General features: G+C 41.4%; 22 protein-coding genes. 1 reads left to right on the top strand and 21 read right to left on the bottom strand.

Annotation, left to right across the window (positions count from 1 at the left end):
* Positions 1-13: 13 nt before the first annotated feature.
* The 17 genes from AC58QT_RS03980 to AC58QT_RS03900 all read right to left on the bottom strand — a co-directional run bounded on the left by AC58QT_RS03980 (position 14) and on the right by AC58QT_RS03900 (position 18,058).
* Positions 14-331, bottom strand: a complete 318-nt coding sequence (locus tag AC58QT_RS03980; protein ID WP_497407775.1) for a GNAT family N-acetyltransferase — start codon at positions 329-331, stop codon at positions 14-16.
* Positions 332-484: 153 nt separating this feature from the next.
* A complete protein-coding gene (locus AC58QT_RS03975) occupies positions 485-1,126 on the bottom strand; it encodes an HAD family hydrolase (RefSeq protein ID WP_497407774.1) in 642 nt (213 codons plus the stop codon).
* A 72-nt stretch (positions 1,127-1,198) separates the two neighbouring features.
* On the bottom strand, positions 1,199-2,416 hold the full coding sequence (locus tag AC58QT_RS03970; RefSeq protein WP_497407773.1) for a Gfo/Idh/MocA family protein: 1,218 nt from the start codon (positions 2,414-2,416) through the stop codon (positions 1,199-1,201).
* Positions 2,417-2,527: 111 nt separating this feature from the next.
* Positions 2,528-4,516: an RICIN domain-containing protein gene (locus tag AC58QT_RS03965; protein ID WP_497407772.1), complete on the bottom strand. Its 1,989-nt coding sequence runs from the start codon at positions 4,514-4,516 to the stop codon at positions 2,528-2,530.
* A 166-nt stretch (positions 4,517-4,682) separates the two neighbouring features.
* Complete coding sequence (locus AC58QT_RS03960) at positions 4,683-6,392, bottom strand: extracellular solute-binding protein (protein WP_497407771.1); 1,710 nt, start codon at positions 6,390-6,392, stop codon at positions 4,683-4,685.
* Between the two features lie 119 nt (positions 6,393-6,511).
* Entirely contained in the window at positions 6,512-7,381 is an 870-nt protein-coding gene (locus AC58QT_RS03955; protein ID WP_497407770.1) for a carbohydrate ABC transporter permease, read from the bottom strand.
* A 15-nt stretch (positions 7,382-7,396) separates the two neighbouring features.
* Positions 7,397-8,308 (bottom strand): ABC transporter permease, encoded by a 912-nt coding sequence (locus AC58QT_RS03950; protein ID WP_497407769.1) that lies wholly within the window; start codon positions 8,306-8,308, stop codon positions 7,397-7,399.
* Positions 8,309-8,473: 165 nt separating this feature from the next.
* Positions 8,474-10,000 carry a response regulator transcription factor gene (locus AC58QT_RS03945; protein ID WP_497407768.1) on the bottom strand — a complete coding sequence of 509 codons (1,527 nt, stop codon included), beginning with the start codon at positions 9,998-10,000 and terminating at the stop codon, positions 8,474-8,476.
* A complete protein-coding gene (locus AC58QT_RS03940; protein WP_497407767.1) occupies positions 9,972-11,816 on the bottom strand; it encodes a sensor histidine kinase in 1,845 nt (614 codons plus the stop codon). The genes AC58QT_RS03945 and AC58QT_RS03940 overlap by 29 nt, the downstream gene beginning before the upstream one ends.
* 112 nt (positions 11,817-11,928) lie before the next feature.
* Positions 11,929-12,636 (bottom strand): polysaccharide deacetylase family protein, encoded by a 708-nt coding sequence (locus tag AC58QT_RS03935; protein WP_497407766.1) that lies wholly within the window; start codon positions 12,634-12,636, stop codon positions 11,929-11,931.
* 137 nt (positions 12,637-12,773) lie between these two features.
* On the bottom strand, positions 12,774-13,919 hold the full coding sequence (locus AC58QT_RS03930) for an FtsW/RodA/SpoVE family cell cycle protein (protein WP_497407765.1): 1,146 nt from the start codon (positions 13,917-13,919) through the stop codon (positions 12,774-12,776).
* Positions 13,920-14,264: 345 nt separating this feature from the next.
* Entirely contained in the window at positions 14,265-14,864 is a 600-nt protein-coding gene (locus AC58QT_RS03925) for a histidine phosphatase family protein (RefSeq protein WP_497407764.1), read from the bottom strand.
* Between the two features lie 140 nt (positions 14,865-15,004).
* On the bottom strand, positions 15,005-15,520 hold the full coding sequence (locus AC58QT_RS03920) for a GNAT family N-acetyltransferase (RefSeq protein WP_497407763.1): 516 nt from the start codon (positions 15,518-15,520) through the stop codon (positions 15,005-15,007).
* A gap of 72 nt (positions 15,521-15,592) precedes the next feature.
* On the bottom strand, positions 15,593-15,928 hold the full coding sequence (locus tag AC58QT_RS03915) for a cupin domain-containing protein (protein ID WP_497407762.1): 336 nt from the start codon (positions 15,926-15,928) through the stop codon (positions 15,593-15,595).
* A 42-nt stretch (positions 15,929-15,970) separates the two neighbouring features.
* Complete coding sequence (locus AC58QT_RS03910; RefSeq protein WP_497407761.1) at positions 15,971-16,519, bottom strand: GNAT family N-acetyltransferase; 549 nt, start codon at positions 16,517-16,519, stop codon at positions 15,971-15,973.
* A gap of 13 nt (positions 16,520-16,532) precedes the next feature.
* A complete protein-coding gene (locus AC58QT_RS03905; protein WP_497407760.1) occupies positions 16,533-17,090 on the bottom strand; it encodes a GNAT family N-acetyltransferase in 558 nt (185 codons plus the stop codon).
* A gap of 41 nt (positions 17,091-17,131) precedes the next feature.
* The gene (locus AC58QT_RS03900) at positions 17,132-18,058 is read right to left on the bottom strand and encodes a phosphotransferase family protein (RefSeq protein WP_497407759.1); all 927 of its coding nucleotides are present in this window, start codon (positions 18,056-18,058) and stop codon (positions 17,132-17,134) included.
* 236 nt (positions 18,059-18,294) lie between these two features.
* Between AC58QT_RS03900 and AC58QT_RS03895 the strand changes: the two genes are divergently transcribed.
* Positions 18,295-18,696 carry a VOC family protein gene (locus tag AC58QT_RS03895; RefSeq protein ID WP_497407758.1) on the top strand — a complete coding sequence of 134 codons (402 nt, stop codon included), beginning with the start codon at positions 18,295-18,297 and terminating at the stop codon, positions 18,694-18,696.
* A gap of 49 nt (positions 18,697-18,745) precedes the next feature.
* On the opposite strand, the gene AC58QT_RS03890 is transcribed toward AC58QT_RS03895, so the two are convergent.
* The 4 genes from AC58QT_RS03890 to AC58QT_RS03875 all read right to left on the bottom strand — a co-directional run bounded on the left by AC58QT_RS03890 (position 18,746) and on the right by AC58QT_RS03875 (position 22,851).
* Positions 18,746-19,216 (bottom strand): NUDIX hydrolase, encoded by a 471-nt coding sequence (locus AC58QT_RS03890; RefSeq protein WP_497407757.1) that lies wholly within the window; start codon positions 19,214-19,216, stop codon positions 18,746-18,748.
* 20 nt (positions 19,217-19,236) lie between these two features.
* Positions 19,237-19,950, bottom strand: coding sequence for a class I SAM-dependent methyltransferase (locus AC58QT_RS03885; RefSeq protein WP_497407756.1), 714 nt, complete (start codon positions 19,948-19,950; stop codon positions 19,237-19,239).
* A gap of 113 nt (positions 19,951-20,063) precedes the next feature.
* The gene (locus AC58QT_RS03880) at positions 20,064-21,620 is read right to left on the bottom strand and encodes an extracellular solute-binding protein (protein WP_497407755.1); all 1,557 of its coding nucleotides are present in this window, start codon (positions 21,618-21,620) and stop codon (positions 20,064-20,066) included.
* An 88-nt stretch (positions 21,621-21,708) separates the two neighbouring features.
* On the bottom strand, positions 21,709-22,851 hold the full coding sequence (locus tag AC58QT_RS03875; RefSeq protein WP_497407754.1) for an enolase C-terminal domain-like protein: 1,143 nt from the start codon (positions 22,849-22,851) through the stop codon (positions 21,709-21,711).
* Between the last annotated feature and the right edge of the window lie 14 nt (positions 22,852-22,865).

Here is a 22,865-nt window from a genome sequence, read left to right as displayed (position 1 = left end):
TGGATATTTGTTATCAATAATCCTGACCCGTCGTATTCATCTTTTTCCTCCAAAATCCTCCAGAACAATGAACGAATCCACAATCTGTATAAAACAATGAATGTTTCGAATCAAATGTCAAAGTGACAATCTCTATTCCAAAACATTCTGCCTCTAGGAGTAATTTCTTCACTAAAGCTTGACCAATTCCTTTTCTCTGATGGTTTGGATGAACAATTATGTCTTCCATATAGCCATGTTGCAATCCCATGCCTGCCATATAACCGAAGGCAATAAGTTCATTTTTTTCATCCCTAATTCCAGCCCAAAAATTGCAACGATTAAATAACATTGGATAATCACAATGTCGACCTTCCCAACCGACCAGCTCTCTTAAATTGGGAACTTCGTGATTATCTATTGGTAGATTAATGACGATCTCATGATTCAGTTATGATCTCCCCTATCTTCTTTATTAGTATTTCCTATTCGATGTTAAGCTCTCTCAAGTTACATTCAGAATAATATCTTTTAGTTCCATCAAACTCTGGATTCGATAGCTCGCTTGTGAGAAGTCATGAGTTTTTGTGAAGTCGTTATGGACAATAGCACAGTCGATACCAGCCGCCACGGCTGAATTCAAGCCTCTGTTTGAATCCTCTACAACCAAGGTCTCTTCTTTGGTAGCTCCGAAGCGTTTTAGGCCGGTCAAGTAAGGCTCTGGGTGCGGCTTGGTGCGATCGTAGTCTTCACGAACCAATACGAAGTCCATGAATTGTCTAATCTGACGTTTTTCATGAATAAGTTGAAAATCCGCACGTTTTGCAGTTGTCACGATGGCCATTCGGACGTACTTGGACAGTTCGGCGAGAGTTTCAACTACGCCTTCTATCTCTATAGCTTCAGTTCTTAGATATTCCTGATAATAGGCGTTGCGGACCTCACGCTGCTTGCTGATGGTCTGTTCATCTATACCTGCGGCCATAGCTTGGGACCAAGTGCCTAATGATTGGGTCATGTCGCGGAGGTATTGATCTTTATCCAAGGTAAATCCGATGTCAGCCAGAGCACGTTCTCCCGCCTTGTAATACCACAATTCAGTATCAACCAGAACACCATCATGATCGAAAAGTATGTACTTTTTCATGGTTTCATTCTCCTTTGTCAGCAGTGGAGTCATTACATGCCTTTACGCGACCGCTTAGGATTATTATACCTCTTACCTATACAATTTGAACTCCTGATAATTCATCAAGGAGAAGGATTCCGAGCGTATAGCCCATTCCACATCAAGCTCCGAGAATAACTTTCCGCTAGAAGAAGCCTGAGCAAATATTTCATTCAAATTCCGAATGCCAACCGCTTTCGTTTGATCCTCTTTCGTTACGATGAGATGACTCTCAGGAATTTGATAAATGCTTTTGGATGACTCGAAAGCACCATTGGTAGCAAGGACAAAGCTGCGGCAAGACACAATGGGACAATACAAGCGACTTGTTCCAATTAAAGCCTCCATCAGGTTTACGTACATATTCCGGACGAGGTCTTCTTTGACGAGCGTCATCCTTACTTCCTCACCTGGTGACTTGCTTATAACAAGTTCATTGCTTTGCCCCCATCTCCAGAGTATCTTCCCTGCATCGCCCTCGATGATGATGTTCGCTGCTTCGTTCTTATCATGACACAGCGTTGAATAAAACCGGGTCTCCACCCCATTCGCATTCTGAATCCTTGCTGACACAGTATTCTCGCTTTCAATCGCATGTCCCTTATAGCATTCTGCTTGAACCGTAAGCGGTTCAGCCTGTAAGGGATCACCATATCCTGCCGCAATCAGACAATTATGCAATACATGAGCCAGTGGATTATGAAGTGTCCCATCCAAAACATAAGCCCCGTTATGAATTAATTTTCCAGCCCAAGGAGTTCTCTCGTAATATTGCCATGTTCTTTTCCACATCCCAATTCCGGTAACACTACGGATCGATCCGATTGCCCCTTCTTTCAGCTGGTTCATGGCATGTCGGAACAACTCACAGGACGTATTCTGAAAATTCACCTGACACAGCTTTCCCGTTCTTCTCTGCGCCGCAATAATGGCGTCCATATCTTGTATCGTAACGGCAGGAGGCTTCTCTAACAGTACATGAAATCCTTGCTCCATCGCATATATACTCATGGGTGTATGTAAGGGTATCGGTGTAGGAATTACAACGACATCCACTTCCGGATGGCAGCGCAGCATCTCCCGGTAATCTTCGTAGTAAAGAGATCCTTGAGATGTTAGTAGATCATGCTGATCTTTATATAATTCAGGATGGATTTCAGCAAAAGCCGTACATGTCAACAAACCTTGGACAGATAGAGCCGCTAAGGTTTGAACATGTAGGCTGCCGAAACCGCCTATTCCAATAATTGCAAATTTAAATTGGCGCATTTTTTTCCATGACTTCCTCTCTACGATTAAACTTGTCCGTTGTGCTCAATGAAAAAGCCTATGAACGTAAAGCATTGTGTTCATAGGCTCTATACTTAGTAAAGAATAATTCTAATTCATTATTTCCAGATAAAACCTTTGACTATCACTGATTGCATCAGCATTTTGTTCTAGAGGTGCTCCATCCGTCGTTGAGCCTGCATCTAAATCCCATGGCATGCCAGAATGCTTAAAGTAGAATTTAAAGCTGCCATCATTTTGTGGTACAAACCTTACTAATTGATGATCTGAACCAGAGTACTCCCACAGTCGCGCTCTAATACCTGCTGTCAGGGAAGCGTCTTGCATCTCGATTACTTTGGATGGCGCTCTCAAGTAGGTAACTTTATACCAACCGTCAGCAACACTATCGAATCTCCACTTAAACCAATCGTTCGTTTGAAAATCCCATTGAATGACCGATGTGTTATTGGCTGTTCCCGCACCAGCGCCATTCACATATTCTCCACTCTGTTTTGCCTGAATATAGTAGTCACCTATAGGTTGTATACGCCACTTCTGCCAAGCGCTTCCGGAGTAATCATTTTGCTGTACTTTCGCATTATTGGCCGTACTTCCATTTTCCACTTCAAGGGCTTTGCCACTATTCACATTGACGATTTTAAATAATCCATTGCCTACATCCACAAAATTCCATTGATGAGAACCCTTATCTCCGAAGCTCCAGTTATGAACTTGAACACCATTACTCAATGATTCATTCAATACAGCAACATCATCTCCGCTTACGTGCGAAGTAATCCGGAATGATCCGTTGCCCGCTGGGACTAACGACCATTTTTGATTGTTGGAATTGGCATCATAAGACCATTGATTGATAAGGGAACCATTTTCCGTATGCCCACCGATCAGATCCAAGGCCTTTCCAGTTCCGCTATTTACGAGCATTACTTTGTTATTGCTATACAGGTTATTTGAAGGAAGAATATCAATGGTTCCAACTTTAACATCATTTTTATTCGTGGTCGTATTTTTCACTGTACCGATTACGAATAAGGTGGAGTCTCCTATAGGGACATAAGCTCTGCTGTATCCATTCGACACAATATTGTCCTGAACTCGCCAAGTACCCTGACCATAATTGTAGTTGAGGAATAGTTTATCGGAGCGACCTCCGGAAATAACGACCGTTCCATTCGGACCTCCACCAGGAAGCCACGTCACATAAGGTTGGGACCCTGGGGTTTGACCTTGATAATAATTCACTTTCGTGCCTGGATCAGAGACAGTGCCCCAGTTCTCAGGATCGGCAGATATTTTGAAATGAATCTGGTCGTTTCTAAAATTGTACAATTCATACACAAGCATGTACTTCCCATTTCCCATTTTCGTTACTGTAGGCATACCTGGTCTTAATGCGCCAAGAGCCACATCAACAACTTCATTGCTCCAAGTAACACCATCTGTAGATGCTCTGTGAACAATTCGCTGGTTATTAAGAGCATCTTGTTCATCCGCATAGTAGCAGATCAATTTATTGTTAGCGACCAGAAGGAAAGGTTCCCAGATGCCGTCGCTTCCCCAATTCATACCACCGCCGTACGCCCCTCCTGCTGCTATTGTAGATACATACGTCCAATTTCTACCGAAATCATTGCTTTTAAAAAGTTTAATGTGATGAACCAGTTCGCCACCTGGAAACGCGTTAACTGCTAAGAGCATGGTTCCTGCCGGCATCGTTCCTACCTGCTGTGGAAGCTCGTACAAGAAGCCTTGTTCCCTCAAGCCCTCATTGGGATCAACATCGGCAACTTCACCGACTTTAGCCCAATTGACGCCGCCATTTGTGCTTTCATAAATCGGGAAATTAGGACCTGCTCTATGCGGAGTTTGACCGTCTGTCCATGTTTCAAAAGTAGCATACATTTTCCCATTGTTAGCGCCATTGTACTGAAGTTTCATAGCACGAGCATAACTAGCACTTACTGTCGGGCTCGAAAAGATCGTATTCGGACCAAACGCATACGTACTTGGAATAATGAAGGAGAGCAGGAGAATGGAAAGAAAGGATAGCAAACTCATTTTCTTAACAAATTGCATAACTTACCTCCTAGTAGTCGATACTTCGTATATTTCTCTCTCACATATCCGAATGTAGCTTAACTTTTCTCCCACCCCCCTTCCTGATCACCACCATCTGAAATGGATCTTACATCCTATAAACAGTCCATTCCAGATGGTTGCAGTTGATCAGTTTAACGATTCGTTACTTTTTCTGAAGGGCGCGTTGTTCTTTGAAAATGTCGTAAATATCTTTGGTTAAAATCATTTTATCTTTATCTTTTGCGTAATAGTTTTTGTACCAATCGTCCACCTGCTTGCCTCCTGCCTTCTCCCAAGCAGCGATTGCATCCTGTTTTGCTTGCTCCGGTGTATAGGTCGGAGTCAGGATCGCTTTCACCCAGATATCCCCTGTTTCTGCCGCTACACCAACTTGTTTTGCGGTAGTCGATATGATCAATTGAAGATCCTTTGGCAACGCCGGCATTAGTTCATTGTGCGTCGGACCGGCCTGCGGAAGATCGAAATTTACGAATGACAAGTTGGCTTCAAACATTTGCTTCACGTCGTTTTGCAGTGGGTCTTTCGCATCCAGCTTTTCGACTGCAAAATAACATTTGCCTGCATTTGTCGGAGACATCAACATGCCAAAGTCGCCTGCTGCGAAATTGAATTCGGTTTTCATTTTTTCTAGATCCGTCAAGACAGGACATTTTCCTGGCTCCGTCTTACTGTGTACGCCTTCAAGGCCGAAACTCATCGTCTTCATAAAATTTTCTGACGAAGCGAAGTCGACGTATTTCATCACCGCTTCGAGATCCTTGGCTTGCGCATTGACAACAGCCGTCATTTGTACCGGATTATTAGAAATCGAGTTAAACTGTCCGACAGGGGTCTTTGGATATGGCATAACATTGACTTCAGCAGTAGGAACATTTTTCTTTAAATTTGCGTAAGTATCGGTATAAAAGGCGATTGGCGTGCTAAATAGGTCTCCGTAAATCCCGACTTTTCCAGTGATGAAATCCTGCTTTGCCTTGGATCCGTTCTTGTCATTGAGATAATCTTTGTCAACCAGGCCATCGGTGTACAGCTTCTTCTTAAATTCTGTAACCGCTTTAATAGAATCCCAAGTATGGACTAGCTCACCATTTTGCACCTGATAGCCCGGATAGGTGACGCCGAACATCTCGTCAATGATTGCTCCAGACGTGTAAGACATGGAAATACCAAACGTATCCTTTTTCCCATTACCATCCGGATCTTGCTCTGTGAACGCTTTGGCCACTTGATACAGCTCTTCCGTTGTTTTAGGGACTTGTAGATTTAGTTTTTTCAGCCAGTCCATACGGATAAACAGCCCACGCAGCGATACGGGATCGTTAATACGACCAAACTGATACAGTTTCCCGTCGCTCCCAGTTCCTGCTTTCTTTAAGGCAGGATATTTTTGCAACAATGCTTTATATACCGTACTGTATTTCTCGATCATATCGTCAATCGGCCGCAGCTGCTTCTGATCAATCAGTGGATTTTTAATAGCCGGCGCATATTCGAAAATCAAATCCGGCGCGCTGCCTGCTGCAAACAACGTGTTGAATTTTTGCTCAGATTGTGTCCTTGGCACTGGTTCAAACTTGACATCGGTCGGTCCATTTTCATTAATCCACTTTGTGATCTTGTTGTTGTCAATTGTACCCTCGCTGGATGGAATGTTGCCTCGGTCATATACCGATGCTGTAATCTTGCCTCTCTTCGCTGGCGCAGCCGTTTGTGCAGTTGTTGGTTTAACTGCTGGACTAGCCGTTTCCCCGCTTGTTTTATCGTTTCCGCTAGAGCTGCAACCCGCTACAATTGCTGTAAGTGTTACCGCTGCAACAACTGGGAAAATTACTTTTTTCATCTGATTTGCCATGTTTCTTTCCCCTTCCCTCTTCTACAATTTACCATACTTTTCACTTTTCCTCTGCCATCTAATCTTGCTTCATGCCTCTTGCTGAATTCCCACCCCCCAAGCAGAATAAGCCTATCTACTTAACCTTTCACTGCCCCAAGCATGACGCCCTTCACGAAAAAACGCTGGATGAATGGATACACGATCAGCATCGGAATCAGGATCAGAACAATAGCCGCAGCTTTCACACCTTCCGCGACTAATTGTGTCGAGTCTTCGGTAGATCGCAACTCGTTCACCAGTGATTGGTTTTGTATCATTTGCTGCACCAAGACAGTCATGTTGTATTTCTCTGTCGAACTGATGTACAAGAGTACACTTATAAAGTAATTCCAAAACGAAACACCATAGAATAAGGCGAGCGTTGCCAACACTGGCATGGATAAAGGAAGCACGATTTGCGAAAGCAGCCGCCATTCACTGCAGCCATCTATTCTTGCAGCTTCCTCCACCTCCTCTGGTAAATTTTCAAAATACGTCCTCATGATAAGCATGTTATAGGTACTAACCAAAGCTGGAAGCCAAAGCGCTCCGTAAGTATTGATCAGCCCCAATCCTTTAATAACAAGGAACGTCGGGATGAGCCCACCGTTGAAAAGCATCGTAAAAACCATAGCCAGTGTAAAAAAGCGTCTCGCGTAAAAAAACCGTTTAGACAGCGGATAGGCCGCCAAAATCGTCGTTACCATACTTAAAACGACACCTACCACTGTAATCTGAATGCTGTTCCAGAATGAATGTACGATCCTTGTACCCTCGAACAACTCACGATAGGTATCCAAATTGATATCGACGGGCCACAAACTAACCTCACCTGACATAATGGCCCTCGCCCCGCTGAGAGACAGCGCGAATACATGAATAAGTGGAAGAATACAGGTCAGTCCAATCAACGTTAATATCGTATAATTGACCGCATAAAACATTTTTTCACTTCTAGTTGATTTCATGTTGCTCCCCTCTCCCTACCAAAGACCTTGTTGAAATTTCCGGGCTATTGCATTAGCCGATAACACCAGCGTAAAGTTTACCAATGATTCGAACATACCCATCGCAGATGTCAGACTGAACTGACCCTGTTGTATGCCTATACGGAAGACATAGGTGCTAATCACTTCAGACACAGAGCTAACTACATTGTTCTGCAGGTTGTACACAGGATCGAAACCGACATCCATCATTTTTCCTATTGACAAAATGAGAAGCAACACGATTGTCGTTTGAATCCCTGGTAGTGTCACATGCCATATTTGTTTTAGTTTTCCTGCCCCATCGATGGCTGCTGCTTCATATAAACTTGGATCAATCGAGGTTAGCGCTGCTAAATAAATAATTGCGCTAAACCCCATTTCCTTCCATATATTAGAACCAACAAACACAGCAATCCACGAGTTTGGATTATATAAGAAAGGAAATGGCTTACCAAACAGTTGTTCGATCCAGTGATTAATGAAGCTTGACTGCATAGAGAACATCGTAAGTACCAATCCACCGACCACTACCCAAGAAAGAAAATGCGGTAAATAAACGACGGTCTGCACAAACTTTTTAAACCACATCTTCCTTGCCTCGTTCAGCAGTATGGCAAGAGCAATTGGCATCGGGAAGCCGAATATTAAGTTTAGCAAGCTAAGCCAAAACGTATTCCGGATAATATTCAACGTCTGTGACTGATGAAAAAGCGTCTTAAAATGGTCCAGCCCAACCCAAGGACTGTGGAGTACGCCATCCGTAAAGTTATAATCCTTAAATGCGATCATCAACCCAAACATGGGGATGTATTTAAAAATGATGAAAAATAGCACTACGGGGATAAACATAATGAGAAGCGGACGATTTTGATACCATCTTTTTTTATTGATACGTAGAGAAATCATGCAACGCACCTTCCTAAGTCTGTCATGTTCTTAATTCAATTGTACGGAATAGGGATAACTGCAACATCTACGATTTATAGATAAAAAGATACGATCTTTAGATCACGTGTAAGGTACGTTAATCCCAAAATGAAAACAAAAAAACCACCTCAAGGGTGGTTTTCGTTACATCTGCAACATACTAATTTGGTACTGTTTGCGATAATCCTTAGGCGATAAGCCAGTCGACTGCTTGAACAGTTTGGCAAAATAGTTAGGTAGATCATATCCGATCATACCGGATACTTCCGTTATTTTCATGTCCGTATTCGTAAGTAATTGCTTGGCTTTTTCCATGCGTACAGCAATCAAGTAATCGACAAAATTACGGCCCGTTTCCTTCTTGAATAAATGACTAAAATAGACAGCATTGAAATGCACGTGGGAGGCAACATGCTGAAGCGAAAGCTGCTCTGCATAATGATCTTCAATATATCGCGCCGCTTTCGATATCACATTACCGCTATGCTTTGTTTGCCACGACGTATAAAGTTGCAGAAACCGGGCCGTTTCCTCTTGTATCCAGTTGCAAACTTCATCACTATGGACACATATAAGGAGCTGACTGATGAGATTTGCTAAAAGCGCAGAATCAGGTTCCACGCCAAATTGTTTACGCGCTGTTTCCTGAAGTGCGAAACTCAAGGATAACGCTTCAATTTGTCTTGCTTTTGCACCTAACAGAACGATATCTGCTTCGTATTGCTTTAGATACTCTTTTAACAATTCTATCTGCCCTGCTACGATGTACGCTGCCAATTGGGAGACGATGAGTTGCTGACGCCCTCGATTGACCGGTAATGCAATCTCCTTGTTGTTCTCAGCACTTTTTAACTCACCTTCAACAAGCTCCCCCAGCAAAGTCAAATCAAAAATTTGACCCTGTGTGTGTACGGAAATCGTTAAACCTAAAAGGCGCTCTACCGTATGTCCTACTTCCCTACTTATTGTCGTCAAATGCTCAGATCCCTCGATAAACAGCGCATATACGCCATACCTGATTAGCAACAGGCACCCTTGCATTCCGTGAATATCCAGTAGTTCACCGATAATATTTAAAACAGCAAATTGCAGCAGAGGTACGTCTCGTTTCGCATATGCTTTATCATCAGGAGCGTAATCCCTAATATAAAAGAGCGTAAGGTTCGTTCCTGACAAACGCTTGGTTAACGTATTCAGTTCCTCTTGGCGATAAGGAAACTGCAGGAACAACGCGCGCAGAGTATTCTCAAGTAGAAGTTCTTGCTCTACCTCTGATTTCCGTCGCTTCGCTTCCTTCTCTGCTACAACCAAATCGACTTTTTCTAGGACGGCAACGATATCCTGTTTACTGCATGGCTTCACTAGCAAATCCATCGCGCCATGACGGAGGGCTGTTTGTGCATATTGGAAATCCTGAAAGCCCGTGATCACGATAACCTCTATATCAGGAAACCTTTCTTTCGTTCTCTTTAACAACTGCAAACCATCCATAAGTGGCATCCGAATATCGGTAATTATGAGGTCAGGTAAAAGCTCGGGAATAATTGCCTCCGCATCCAACCCATTTGCGGCTTCTCCGCAAACTTGCCAATTCATTCCTGATTCCGATATCATTTTGGACATCCCTTTACGAAACAAAGGTTCATCTTCGACTAAAAGTATATTTGTCATCTGCTGTCTCTCCTTCGACGAAAGGAATAGTTTCGTAAGGTAATACAAGCCGCACGAGCGTCCCCTTGTTTAATCGCTGGATATCAAGTGTATATGGTTTCCCGTGTACCAAGTCAATTCGCCTCATTACATTTCGGATGCCTATACTCTCCCTTTCTCTCTGCGGGTCATAGAGGGCCTTCTCTTGAATAATTCTTAGGATGGCATCAGACTCAATCCCACATCCGTTATCCTCGATGTCAATGTTCAGCTCATCGCCATGCTGAGAAACGCGGATTGCTAACCTTTTATCCGAAGTCTGATTACGAAAGGCATGAACAAACACATTCTCAACTAGGGGCTGCAGCAGTAATCTTTGAACCCTGCAATTCATTAAAGCCACTTCGGCATCGATGCTCACATGCAGATCCTCGCCATAGCGAGCCTCTTGAATCGTTATGTAATTGCGAATTTGTGCAAGCTCCTCCTGCAAGGTACTTGTTGTATTTATCGGAGATAATGAATATTTGAGCAACTCCGACAAACTAGTAACTAAATTAGCCGTCTCCGCATCGTCATAGAGTAGCATAATTTTCCAATAGATCGAATTCAACGCATTATGTAAAAAATGGGGGTTCAACTGTGCTTGAAGCGCTTTCAACTCTGCTTCCTTTTCACTTAACTTACTTACGTACACTTCCTTGATCAAATCTTGGATATCCTCAACCATTTTATTAAAGCTATTCGCTAAAAAAGCAAATTCATCATTGGATTTCGCAGTAATCTCAACCTTCAGATTACCTTCGCGAACTCGCTGCATAGCTCGCACCAACACATGTAAGGGTCTTAACAATCGGCCGCTAATGAAGGAAACGGAAAGTGCCATTAACAAAGTACTAACCAACCCCGAAAAAATCGCAACTTGAAATACTTTTTGGGCCTTAGCTTTAATATCAATCAACGAAATACTGCTGACCAACTTAAACTCTCTAAGCTCATATGAGCTTTTAACAAATAAATAGTCATCTTTTCCTATACGCTGAATAAAGCTGCCTTCTTGCTTATCTAGCTGAGGCATAAACCCACTGCTGCCTATCGGCTCCCGGCTAAATACCAAACGGTTGTGATTATCGTACAGATAAGCCCCCGTTGTCCGTTCAGCCATTAATGGATCGAGCGAATTTGAGAAAAAAGCCTCATCAATAATCATGATAATCATACCGTACACCTGCTGCTGCTTTGTTGATTTCAGCAAGCGGGAGGCTACAATGCTGCTTTTCTCCCCCGAGGGTACAGAAGAATCGGGTATCAACATGCGCTGCCATACGATCTCAGCGATCTGATCATTCATCCCACTTTTTACTCGCTGATAAAATTCTGGAAACTCGACTTGTATCGACGGATTGATGTGGCTAAAATAACTATTGTTTCCATCCAAATCTACGATATACAAGGCACGAATTTGAGGAGTTTCATTTTTTACCGGAAGCAAAACGTCAGACAATTCCCGCTCTAACATGAAACGCCGGTACGCTCTGCTCTCTCCTTCAACCAACTCACCACTCATACCTTGCACAATTTGCTCAACCTGCGGATGAAAGAAAATAAAGTCTGTAATTCTGTACATATCCTGTATTTTAAATCCGATTTGCTCCATTGTTTGCTCGCTTGTGTGTTGATATTGTTTGCTGATTTCGCTTTCAAACATATTCAGATAGATCCGATAGGAGACATATCCAGTAATCAAGGAGCACACGATAATAATGATGGACAGGATTAAGATAAGTTTTACCTTAAAATGCTGATGAATATAGGGGAGAATTTGACGATGTTTCACGACTCATCAGCCTCCGCTCCTGTAGACTTTAATAGACATTATCTTACAAACACATTGTAGTGGAGGATGTTTACTACGACAACTAATAATTATAGGAAAATGGATAAAATATCTAGAATAATTTCTTCACATACTGATAAACTTCTCCATTTGTCATATAACATATATCCTTACGACCACTTATGATTTTACAAAAATACTCAAAATTATCCCAACTCTGATATTTATCAAATTCAAAGCTATGGCCCCATACATAAAAGAGCATATCTTCATGAGAATCTGCTTCTACAAATTTTTCTGCAAGTTGTATCAACTGTTCATCATTTTGATGGCAGGTCGGCTGCCACTCCATGAAATTACTTGGCAAATGAAAAGAGTTATGAGCATGAATATTCCGAGCGTAACGGATTGGCGTATTGTTCAGTATTGTTTCGATGGTAAATTCATTATAGTAAGGACCTCCAGGATAGGCCATGCCTATAATAGGTTTACCAGAAAGTTCTGTTAGACTTTTATAATCTTGATTAACTTCTTCAATAATCTTCTCTTTCGAGCAATGTAGTAAATTGGGATGGGTTACCGTATGGACCGCAATCTCATGATTTTTATACAATTCTTTTACTTCGGATGCTTGAACTTCATCGTGACATACTTCAATGCCTTCGTGCACAATCGTATGTACTTGTCCAAAAAATCCAGAGTTCAAATTAAAGGTACATTTCAAATTATATGTATCAATTAGATGAATAAAGCGTCTATCCTGAATCGTTCCATCATCAAAGCTCATCGTAAACATTTTTTTAGCTGATTTTTGACCCAAATCACATAGCCTCCAATACTTATAAAAGAATACATGTGGTACAAGTGATGTATTCCACAATCCTTTGTTATATCCTTTTTTCTGTGCCGTTGATGCAGCAAAAAGGGACCATCAAACTGCGTGGCAGCCGACGATCCCTATTCAACATCTATGTCATCGTAAATTTTTATACTTAGAACAAAACCTAACGATACCATGTTAATTAACAGCGAGGTGCCTCCATAGCTGATAAAAGGAAGCGTGATTCCCGTAATCGGCATGATGCCGATCAGCATCCCGATATTTTCGAAAACTTGAAACAAAAACATAGCGGAAATCCCACCAATGATATAAATACCTGTTTGGCTGCGAATGTTAAGTGCGATAATGATCATCCGATAAATGAGAAGAAAATAAAGGAAAAGTAGCACCGATGCTCCTACAAATCCAAATTCTTCTCCCACTACAACAAATATAGAATCTGCATACGTATATGGAACCTGACCAGTCTGTACGGAAGTTCCCTGAAGATAGCCATCTCCTTCCAACGAGCCTGATCCGATTGCTTTGATCGCTTGTTTCATGTGATACGTTGCTTTTTCAGAGGCCTGGTCTGGCAAAAGGACAGCATCTACCCTATCCAACCAATACTCTTTATGTTTGGAGGCCATGAATTGTTTTATTTCCGGATGATAATTGATATAGCTCCAGAGGGAGCTTCCGCTTACGATTATCATAATTATTAGACCTATCCAAGCATGCTTGTAATTGATATGCCCGAACCAACAGACCACAATAAAAATAACCAAATACGCAATGGAATTACCCAAATCTGGTTGCATGAGAACCAAGAGAAAAGGAACTACGGTTATAACACTCATTGGAAGTATTTCTTTAAACAGGCTTAATGTCTCTACTTCTCTTTTGGATAGAAAATACGCTAAAAACAAGATTAAAATAAGCTTACACAGTTCTGCTGGTTGAAAGCCAATCCCACCGGGAAGAATAAACCACCCCTGAGCATTGTTGATCGTATCCCCTTTAAAAAATAATAAGACAAGCATTCCCACCCCAATGACATAGTACACCGGCGAAAAACGCAATAAGAGTTTATAGTTAAAAAATAGCATAATAAATAAGACCATAAACCCTAAACCGTAAAAATACATCATTTTAATATAAGATTGAGAAAAATCTGGATTCGTTCGTGTTGCGCTGTAGATACAGAATATACTAATGATCATAAAGATCAGCAGCAGCAACAAAATAATGGCATCCAGCCCTTTCATGATTCTTTTCAACATGTAAGCAAATTGCGATCCTCCGAGGATATTCTCAATAATGAATCACCTATTTCTGGATATGTTAACTAAGCTACATATAAGTATAAGAAAAACAGTTAAATAAAAAGTGGGGTATTTATTAAATATTCCTTAAATTATCCGGTGCAGTATTTTTGAATCTTTATTGGACTAAACTCCCGTTATTCAAATGAAAACAGGGAACAGCTGCCGTATGGCAAACTGCTCCCTGTTTATTATGCAATCGTTATTCTCAAAGCTGTCTCTGGAACCATTGCTCTGATTTCGTAATCAAAGAACTTCGTTGTAACTCACTGTGATTACATATTCCCCTCCAATCTAGCCCAATTAATGCAAATGAGCAATACTAGCAAAATCAACTAAATTAAACCCTTCAGAGTCTAGTCTTATTTTCGTTATAGAGCACTCTGGAACCAGATTACTTTGTTCAATTATAAAATTCGGATGTTTAGTATTAAGCTCTTCTTGAGAAAATTCATTCAACAAAAAGTCTGTAATTAACCCACCGTGAGTCACGATAACCGTGTTTTCCAGTCGATATTGAACAGATATATCTAATAAAAATGAAGACAATCGTTGACCTGCCATTCTTGCGGAATCTCCAATGGGAGGCAATAAATCTCTTTCCTTGGTGCATCGATCCCACATTTCAACAAATTCCTGGAAAGTTTGTCCTGGCAGGTCACCCCAATTAGCACGTTCTCGTAAGCGAGTATCCTCAATAATCTGGATGCTCGTAGCATTCCCAATAACCTGAGCGGTCTGTTTTGCTCGATTAAGAGGACTACTGAATATGCTAGTTATACGCATTTGTTTCATGTGGCTTGCTGTCGCATACGCTTGCTCTAAACCCTCAGCCGTAATAGAGACATCACCAACATCTTTTTCTTTTACAGCATGCCTAACCAGGTAAAAATCAATGCTCATCTTTACCACTCTTTCCATGTGATTTTACATTTGTCTAATTAAGTGGATATCTAATTAGATTGTATGATAATTTCAAGGTTTTTAAAAGAAAAATTTATAAACACATTAGATTATCAATTGTTTTTCACTTTGTATGATGCTCATTCTGTTCGCTCTACTGCATACAGAAAAAATTCCATATCTATATTCCTAAAATTCTTAGTATCTTTATCAATAATATGCATACCGTTTCGAATAGCAACTTTTTGAGAGGTTATATTGGTGTCCCTAATAATAGAATAAACATTATTTGCATGAAGAACTGAGAAAGCGTATTCCTTGCAAGCAATTGCCGCTTCTGTTGCGTACCCTTTGTGCCAATATGCTTTTTGAAACAAAAATCCTATCTCTAAAATTTCTTTTTCTCTCCAGACTTGCTTTGTCAAGCCACATTGACCAATCATCTCGTTTGTTCCTTTTAATACAACAGCCCAAAGTCCAAAACCATACTCTTCATATCTTTTAAGATGTCTATTAAGCCAATTTTGTGCTTCTTCTAAGTTGAATGCACTTTCATAAGCAGCACGCATTACTTCCTCATCACACAATATTTTGCACAATGCATCATAATCGGACTGCACCATTTCTCTAATGATAAGACGTTTTGTTTCTATCAAAACTCTCCCACCTCTCTATTAACCTTTCAGTCAATAGCCCTTATAGCCATTGCGACGGATCGAAACGCTAGCTTATTTATTTGAGTGTTCTGCTGGTGAAAAAAAGACAGGTGTAGTGAGGTCTTCTGTTATATCATAGAATCTATGCTCTTTGTTTGCCTCTACGAATAGGACATCCCCTTTACTAATTTCACTACAGGTATCTCCATTCTGAAATGAAGATTTCCCTTCAATTACCAAATAAACCTCATCTTCTGAATGAGGCTTTTGGTTGTCTTTTTCGCCTTTATTCAATTTATAGAGCCCGACACTCATCGAAGGGACCTTCAGAAATTCATAATATGAAGTGTTCTCTACATTTTTAAGCTGATTTAGATGATTATGCAATTCCATTAATTTAAAATTCAAAGTCTAGTCTCCTCTCATTGCCTTAATATCTGTTACATTAAATTATAATGACACTTTGTCCCATTCATACTGTAAGATGCCGAAAACAAGGGAATCTCTCCATCCGTCCTTTATTAATAATGCATCCCTCAATCTTCCTTCTTGTGTCATGCCTATTTTTCTAAGGACTTTAGCTGAGCCAATATTTCTGGGATCGCATGTAGCGTAGATTCGATGAAGATGAAATTCTTTAAAGCCGAAGTTAACTAATAATTTGGCAACTTCTGTAGCAATTCCTTTTCCCCAATAATCAGGATGTATGATATAGGCGATCTCGCCGCTTAAATTTGTTTTACTCCTAATATTAATTTCTCCTGCACCAATCATTTTCCCCGTGCTTTGCTCAATTATCGCAAAAACAAAACGTGTTCTAGGCGTTTCCTTTGCATCCTCTAGAATTTGTCTGACAAACACTTGAGTTTGTTCTTCATTGTTAGGACCCCAAGGTTGAAAACGGCAAACAATTTCCTGCGAAGCATATTTATGTACATCTATCCAGTCATTAAAATTAAATTCACGCAAATAAACTCTATCACCAATAAGAGTGCTCACTAATAAATCTCTCCTAGTATCGTCCCATATTCTTTTTATAATAATCTGCTTTGACCATACCATAAAACACTAAGTCCTCGTGTACTCCCCATTTCAATACATGTTGAGGAAAAGTACCTTCTTGTTTCATGCCAATTTTACTCATTACCTTATAAGAACCAGGGTTTTTCGTCATGGCAGCAGCAAAAATACGATTTAATTCTAAATCTTCGAATCCAAATTTTAGTATCCTGTTAGCAGCTTCTGTTGCAAATCCTTGTCCCCAAAAAGGCTGACCTATCCAGTAAGCAAGCTCAGCACGCTTATGATTTTTGGAAACCCCTAAGCTCATACATCCAATTAATGAATCATTTTCCTTTTTCACCAAAGCGAAGGTATAAATCTCCCCTTTTTCCGAAGATCGAAGGGTGTTTTCAATCCAAGCTTCAGCCACCCCATCTGGATATGGATGAGGAATTGATAGTGTTGTGCCAGCCACTTCAACGTTCCCAGCTAAAACTTGAACCATTTTTGCATCAGATGGTTTGAAAAGCCGAAGACTCAAGCGATGTGTTTCAAAATTAAGTATCATTTCTTCTCCTCCGTAAAAGCAAAATTTACTATTTTATCCGTTCAGCTCTCGAGGTTAAGAAGAAACTGCCGTGTGCCTTGATAGGCGTCTTTCCATCCCATCTTCGCATAGAATCGCAGCCCATCGAGTCCCTTGAAATAATAAGCGCCAATTAGACGAGCTTTGAAGTTTGGTATCGTGATGTCACATTTGGCTTGGAAATCTTGGTACGCATGAATGACACCGTTCCGTGACATATGCCGATCGAGAATCGCAAGGTCCACGAGAGAGTCGCCGTACATACAGTTGCCGTCAATGATACCGGTAATACACTCGCCATCCGACAAGATATTCCACTGGTGAAAGTCTCCGTGAATAAAACCTCTGTGCGGTTCGTTATACGACAGGCAGCTCATTAAACGGTTATAGATTTCTTCATAGACGTCTCGCTCTAAACAAGAAGTTCGATAAAGGTCGTGCCAATTCTCCCAGAATGACCCGGTCTGATCCTCCGCGTTAAACGCAATGACGAAGTCTTTCCAGGATGCGTAAGTTCCATTGCCATCAGGACCGATCCATCCATAGCCCTTCGAGGATCCGACGTCCACGGCAGCCAGTTTGGTCAAAATGCTAATAAGCTCAGGTAGATGAGCGGCCTGTTGCTCTACTGAATAATCAGCTAGATTCCGTCCGCCCATCCGTTCAGTGATGATATAGGTTAACGGACCGGTTTTCCCTAGCGCCAAGCATTTCGGAAATGCAATGCCTTGACCCAGTAGCAAGTCAGAAACAAAGCTCTCCGTCTGATACGCGCCTTCCAAATCGCTAAATTTTACGACGTATCCCTTGGCTTCATGAACAAAGGAAAACACGCTGCTCAAGTTCCCCCCTGCCAGTGGCGTTATTTCGGCCGCACCAGCTCCCAAATGCTTCCGCAACACTACCTCGATTTCACTCATAGTCAAACTTGGTTTTTCATAAGCGGACATGGTCTCAGCTCCTGTTCACATTAGTCATATATTGACACCATAGTAATCAGACATATGGGTGCTCCTCATATTCTCTTATTAGTAAGTAATTCCATATTCTTTTGAACTTTCCTGTCTGTTTAGCGAATCATCAAGTTAACTTCTTTGATAATGATTTCTTTTGTAAGATTCGCTTCGACTGCCAAATATAGGGTATAGTAGCAGTAGTTGAAAATACTTTTCAGGAGACTACAGCTATGTCACAAAAGATTTGGATTAACCTGCCGGTCAAAGATGTTGAGAAGTCAACTGCCTTTTTCAATGAGATTGGCTTCCACGCTGTGAGCTTTGGTATCGAGAGAGCCAAGCTTGCCATAGACCAAACCACGATTCTTCTGTTCCCGGACGCGGAGTTTGAGAAATTTACAGGTTCAGTAATCGCAAATACCTCGCATAGCGCTGAAGTCATCTTTTCCATTGGCGCTGACAGCAGAGAAGAAGTAGATGCCTTTATTCAAAAGGTAGAGATTGCTGGAGGAACTATCTTTGGCAAGCCGAGTGAAATTGACGGATGGATGTACGGCGCGGGATTTGCCGATCTTGACGGTCACCGCTGGAACCTGCTGTTCATGGATGAGAGCAAAATGCCGAAACGCTAATAAATATGGAAACGCCGGTCACCTGCTTAAGGTCACTGGCGTTTTTTTACTATCTATAATTGCCTACTTTATTGGATAGCCAGTCTTTCAATGCATCTTCATGTTGTTGATTAAAAAGTGGCGGTAAATCTTCAACAGCGAAAAATCTTACCTCTAATGATTCTGTTCCGTCTGCAGCTGTCTCTCCACTAACTGATTTGCACTGAAAGAAAAAAGAAATAGTTTGAGCTTCATCACCATTCGGATATTTATCGAAATATTTGGTATATACGCCGATTAAATGTTCAACATTCACTGTTAAACCCGTTTCTTCATAAATTTCGCGAATGGCTGTTTCCTCAGCTGATTCCCCAAGTTCCATGGCTCCGCCTGGAAATCCCCAAGCATTTCGATCTCCTCGTTTTTGCAATAAAACTTCATTTTTTTCATTGTAAATAATACCGCCAGCGAAGTTAAGAAATATTAAATCATTCCCTACCTTTTCTCGAATAGAACGTACATAGTTTTGATTTTCTTGCATATTTACCCTCCAATACTTAACTAGTTATTCGATTTTCTAAACAAACCTGTAAGTAAACCTGAAACACCAAACATTGAACTTGATGCTTCCATTTCGAGCATATCCCTTAATTCGATTACTTGAAAACCATTAAACAGTTCTCTTAATTTTTCGTCCGTGTAACCTAACCCACCTCTGAGGCTCCTCAGTCTATACACTTCCCAATCAGATATATCTGAGCCCCCAAGTGCTCCACCAACCTTAAAACAAGTAATCGCAAATAAACCATTTGGCTTTAGCGCTTTCTTTAATAATGTTAAATAACTTATCCTTCGATGAGGTGCGATATGGTGAAAACAACCCGAGTCATAAACAATGTCATATACGCCTTCTTCAATATCTAATTCAAATATATTTTGTTTGATAAAATGAACTGAGACATTTTTATCCGCTGCACGTTGCTTGGCCCAATCAAGTGCCTCTTGGGATAAGTCCACAACATCAACTTCACAGCCCTGTTCTGCAAAATAGATTGCATTTCTCCCTGGCCCACAACCTAGTTCCAACACCCTTCCTGACTTTACATATCCTTGTTTAAAATACTGAACTAAATTTTCATCAGGTAAATTCACAAAAAAAGGGACTTCCTTTTCCTTGTCCGAATAAAAGTTATCCCAATTAAATCGTGATTGCTCTTTTAACAACATATCTAGCATGTTCAAGATATCATCAACATTTAAAATTGATTCCTTCATCGAATCCCTCCTAACTTATAGGTAAATTATACCATATTTAATACCCTAATAACTTACAAGGAGCAGCTGCTGCGGCAGTCTGCTCCTCGGCCATTAAATGCTATAGGTTCATTTTACTTTTGAGCTAGACGATTCTTATATTCGATATTGAATTCTTCCGTAATCTTTTGGTAGTTGACATCCTTTTTAAGCGAGTCTATATATTTATCCCAATCTTCTAATGTAATTTTTCCAATGATGACTTGCGTTTTCATGTCCGCTATTTTTTTCTTGTAGTCCGCTCCGATCTTGATATCCGTATTGGAAACAAGCCCTATCGCCGGATTTCCGATGGAAATCTTCGCTCTTTCTTCTGTGATTTTCATGTTTCTCTGATATGTCTCCTTGGGCATGCCAGCCGCATATTGCCATAAATCAACGACAGGCGTACTGAACATTTTGCCCCATGTTGCCGTTCCTACGCTGTCTGCCACCGCTTTATCATTAGATACTTTTAAACCATCCGTAAGCGTATAATGAACATCTTTTATCCCGTACAATGTTAAATCCAGCCCTTCACCACCAGAACCGTAATTCACGAATTTTAAAATAGCCTTCATCTTGTCTTCCGGGACGGATTTTGGTATCGCCAGTACACCATTCATGCCTGTACTTTGAGGTACGTAGGCTTTACCTCCCGCTTTGGGAGCTAAGGAGATCATCGGCGTCCACTCTACCTTCGGATCTTTTTTCCACTGGTCCATAGTATATCTAAACAGCGCCTCTGGCGTTTCAATTGTAATTCCCGCTCTACCACTTGTAGCGAGTTCCCAATATTGATTTTCTTTTAATACAGGAAAGTCTTGCGGAATTAAGCCTTCCTGGTAAAGTTTGCGTTGGTAAATGAGTGATTCTCTCATTTCCGGTTCTAGATACATATTAACCAGCTTGCCGTCGACGGCCTTCCACATGCCAACTGTCCCTAAGAATACTTCGTCTATGGTTGCGGAACCTCGCATCGTATAACCAATTGTATCCTTTTTACCATCTGGCGCATTCTCCTTAAATGCCTTCATCACTGTATATAGCTCATCCATATTCGTTGGCATCTTCAGCCCAAGTTTATCCAGCCAATCTTTACGAATGTCGAAGAAGCCGCCTCCATCCAATGGCCGTCCCGCAGGAATGGCATAACTTTTGCCATCAATTTTGGTATTGCTCCACGTCTTTGGATTAATGGACACTAGGTTCGGATAATCTTTGATATATGGCGTCAGATCCCAGAATGCTCCCTGCTTCACCATTTGACGGAATAAAGCTGTCGTGATATCTGGAATTTTAATCAAATCTGCAATATCGCCTGCAGCCAGTGCCACATTGACACGGTCCCCATAATCACTCCCCGGGATCCATTGGACCGTCAGCTTGGTATTCGTTCTTTTCTCGAATTCTTTCAGTACGGGATTATCAGTACCCGGAGGCTGGGTGATCGTGAAGTCTGTCATGATTTTAATCTCGGTAGGCTTCGCTGGCGTTTTGCTCTCTTCATTCGGAGTCGACACCCCCTCCTTATCTGGAGCCGAAGATGGCGTTGAGGAACAGGCTACTGTAAGGGATAAGAAGGCAACCATTGTAGATAAAACGAGAAGCGTTTTTTGTTTATTTAACAAGTTGGTTTCACCGTTTTTCATTTTTAACTCATCTCCCGTAAATGTAGTTGATAAACCGCTTCACCTTACCTAGACTGCGCTTACATTATGTTTGCTAGTGTACCTTAAGTTACACCGTCCAGCCATTTGCTCTAACTTTGCTTTCATAATTCGCATCATCAATATGTAATCCGAAGCCAGGAGTCGAAGGCACGGAGATTTTCCCCTCCTTAATCCTATAACCTGATGTGTCGATACCTGGTATCTGTGCCTCATCCCATTCAACAAACATAAATCCTTCGATGGCCGGGTATACCTGAGCGGAAGCGAAGTTTCCGTAAAAACCACCGTAATTGTGCGGAGCTGCTTTTACTCCGCTTTTAGCCAATCTTTTGGCTAATTTCAACCAATTTACAATCCCATAGTCTTTCAAATCGTACTGAATCGCATCAATTAAGCCCTGCTCAGCCCATTCCACAATTGGTCCTGCAGCTAACCCTTCCCCATCTGTGATGAGTACGTTCAATTTCTCCTCCGCCAGCCACTCCTTCAGATTGCGGTAGAGCCTGTCATCTTCGTGAAAAGCTTCCTCTATCCACAGCAGGTTGGACTGTGCTGTTTCTTTCAGCACATGTTTGGTCAGGTTCAAATTGTACCCATTGTTGGCGTCAATAGAAATGTTACATTGTGGACCAACTGCATCCCTAATTCCGTTCACAATCGCAATATCTCGTTGGGTGCCTGCCATTACATCCATATGCATCGCACCACGGCCTACTTTTATTTTGAAACCACGGAAACCTTCGTTATAGCCTTCCATGGCTTCTTCCTGGAGCAGTGCAACCGCATCCTTTTCAGAACTCAAATGTAGATCATCGAAGTACAAAGAAGTATCGTAGCAAGGAACAGATAATGGAGATTCCCACTTTCCAGGGCTCAATAGTTGATACACGGGAATATCTCTTACTTTAGCAAGCCAATCCAACAATGGGAATTGAATGCTTTGAAACCGGTCTGTAATCCATTGCTCTTCACAAAATATGTCGCTGACGGATGCACCGATCATGGTTTCAGCAGCTTCACGAGAAATACGAGACCAACTATAACCCGTGATCCCCCCTATCGTTATTCGAACCAGAGGAAAACTTACTTCTTTTCCATGTACACCAAGCCTTGCATTACAGCCCGCCAATCTCCTACGTTCACCTTTCATTAGCACCTGCTCGATTTTCTCAATACGCCAATTTCTTTCCAAGTCCGCAAAGTTAGTCATTTTATCCTAATCTC

Source organism: Paenibacillus sp. J31R109 (assembly GCF_059692055.1).
Note: the sequence above shows the minus strand (reverse complement) of the source record. Positions and strands in the feature narration are given on the sequence as shown.

Coding starts and splice junctions, on each gene's coding strand:
- AC58QT_RS03980 (WP_497407775.1), bottom strand. CDS start 331: ATGTTATTTAATCGTTGCAATTTTTGGGCTGGAATTAGGGATGAAAAA.
- AC58QT_RS03975 (WP_497407774.1), bottom strand. CDS start 1,126: ATGAAAAAGTACATACTTTTCGATCATGATGGTGTTCTGGTTGATACT.
- AC58QT_RS03970 (WP_497407773.1), bottom strand. CDS start 2,416: ATGCGCCAATTTAAATTTGCAATTATTGGAATAGGCGGTTTCGGCAGC.
- AC58QT_RS03965 (WP_497407772.1), bottom strand. CDS start 4,516: ATGCAATTTGTTAAGAAAATGAGTTTGCTATCCTTTCTTTCCATTCTC.
- AC58QT_RS03960 (WP_497407771.1), bottom strand. CDS start 6,392: ATGGCAAATCAGATGAAAAAAGTAATTTTCCCAGTTGTTGCAGCGGTA.
- AC58QT_RS03955 (WP_497407770.1), bottom strand. CDS start 7,381: ATGAAATCAACTAGAAGTGAAAAAATGTTTTATGCGGTCAATTATACG.
- AC58QT_RS03950 (WP_497407769.1), bottom strand. CDS start 8,308: ATGATTTCTCTACGTATCAATAAAAAAAGATGGTATCAAAATCGTCCG.
- AC58QT_RS03945 (WP_497407768.1), bottom strand. CDS start 10,000: ATGACAAATATACTTTTAGTCGAAGATGAACCTTTGTTTCGTAAAGGG.
- AC58QT_RS03930 (WP_497407765.1), bottom strand. CDS start 13,919: ATGTTGAAAAGAATCATGAAAGGGCTGGATGCCATTATTTTGTTGCTG.
- AC58QT_RS03925 (WP_497407764.1), bottom strand. CDS start 14,864: ATGAGCATTGATTTTTACCTGGTTAGGCATGCTGTAAAAGAAAAAGAT.
- AC58QT_RS03905 (WP_497407760.1), bottom strand. CDS start 17,090: ATGATACTTAATTTTGAAACACATCGCTTGAGTCTTCGGCTTTTCAAA.
- AC58QT_RS03900 (WP_497407759.1), bottom strand. CDS start 18,058: ATGTCCGCTTATGAAAAACCAAGTTTGACTATGAGTGAAATCGAGGTA.
- AC58QT_RS03895 (WP_497407758.1), top strand. CDS start 18,295: ATGTCACAAAAGATTTGGATTAACCTGCCGGTCAAAGATGTTGAGAAG.
- AC58QT_RS03890 (WP_497407757.1), bottom strand. CDS start 19,216: ATGCAAGAAAATCAAAACTATGTACGTTCTATTCGAGAAAAGGTAGGG.
- AC58QT_RS03885 (WP_497407756.1), bottom strand. CDS start 19,950: ATGAAGGAATCAATTTTAAATGTTGATGATATCTTGAACATGCTAGAT.
- AC58QT_RS03880 (WP_497407755.1), bottom strand. CDS start 21,620: ATGAAAAACGGTGAAACCAACTTGTTAAATAAACAAAAAACGCTTCTC.
- AC58QT_RS03875 (WP_497407754.1), bottom strand. CDS start 22,851: ATGACTAACTTTGCGGACTTGGAAAGAAATTGGCGTATTGAGAAAATC.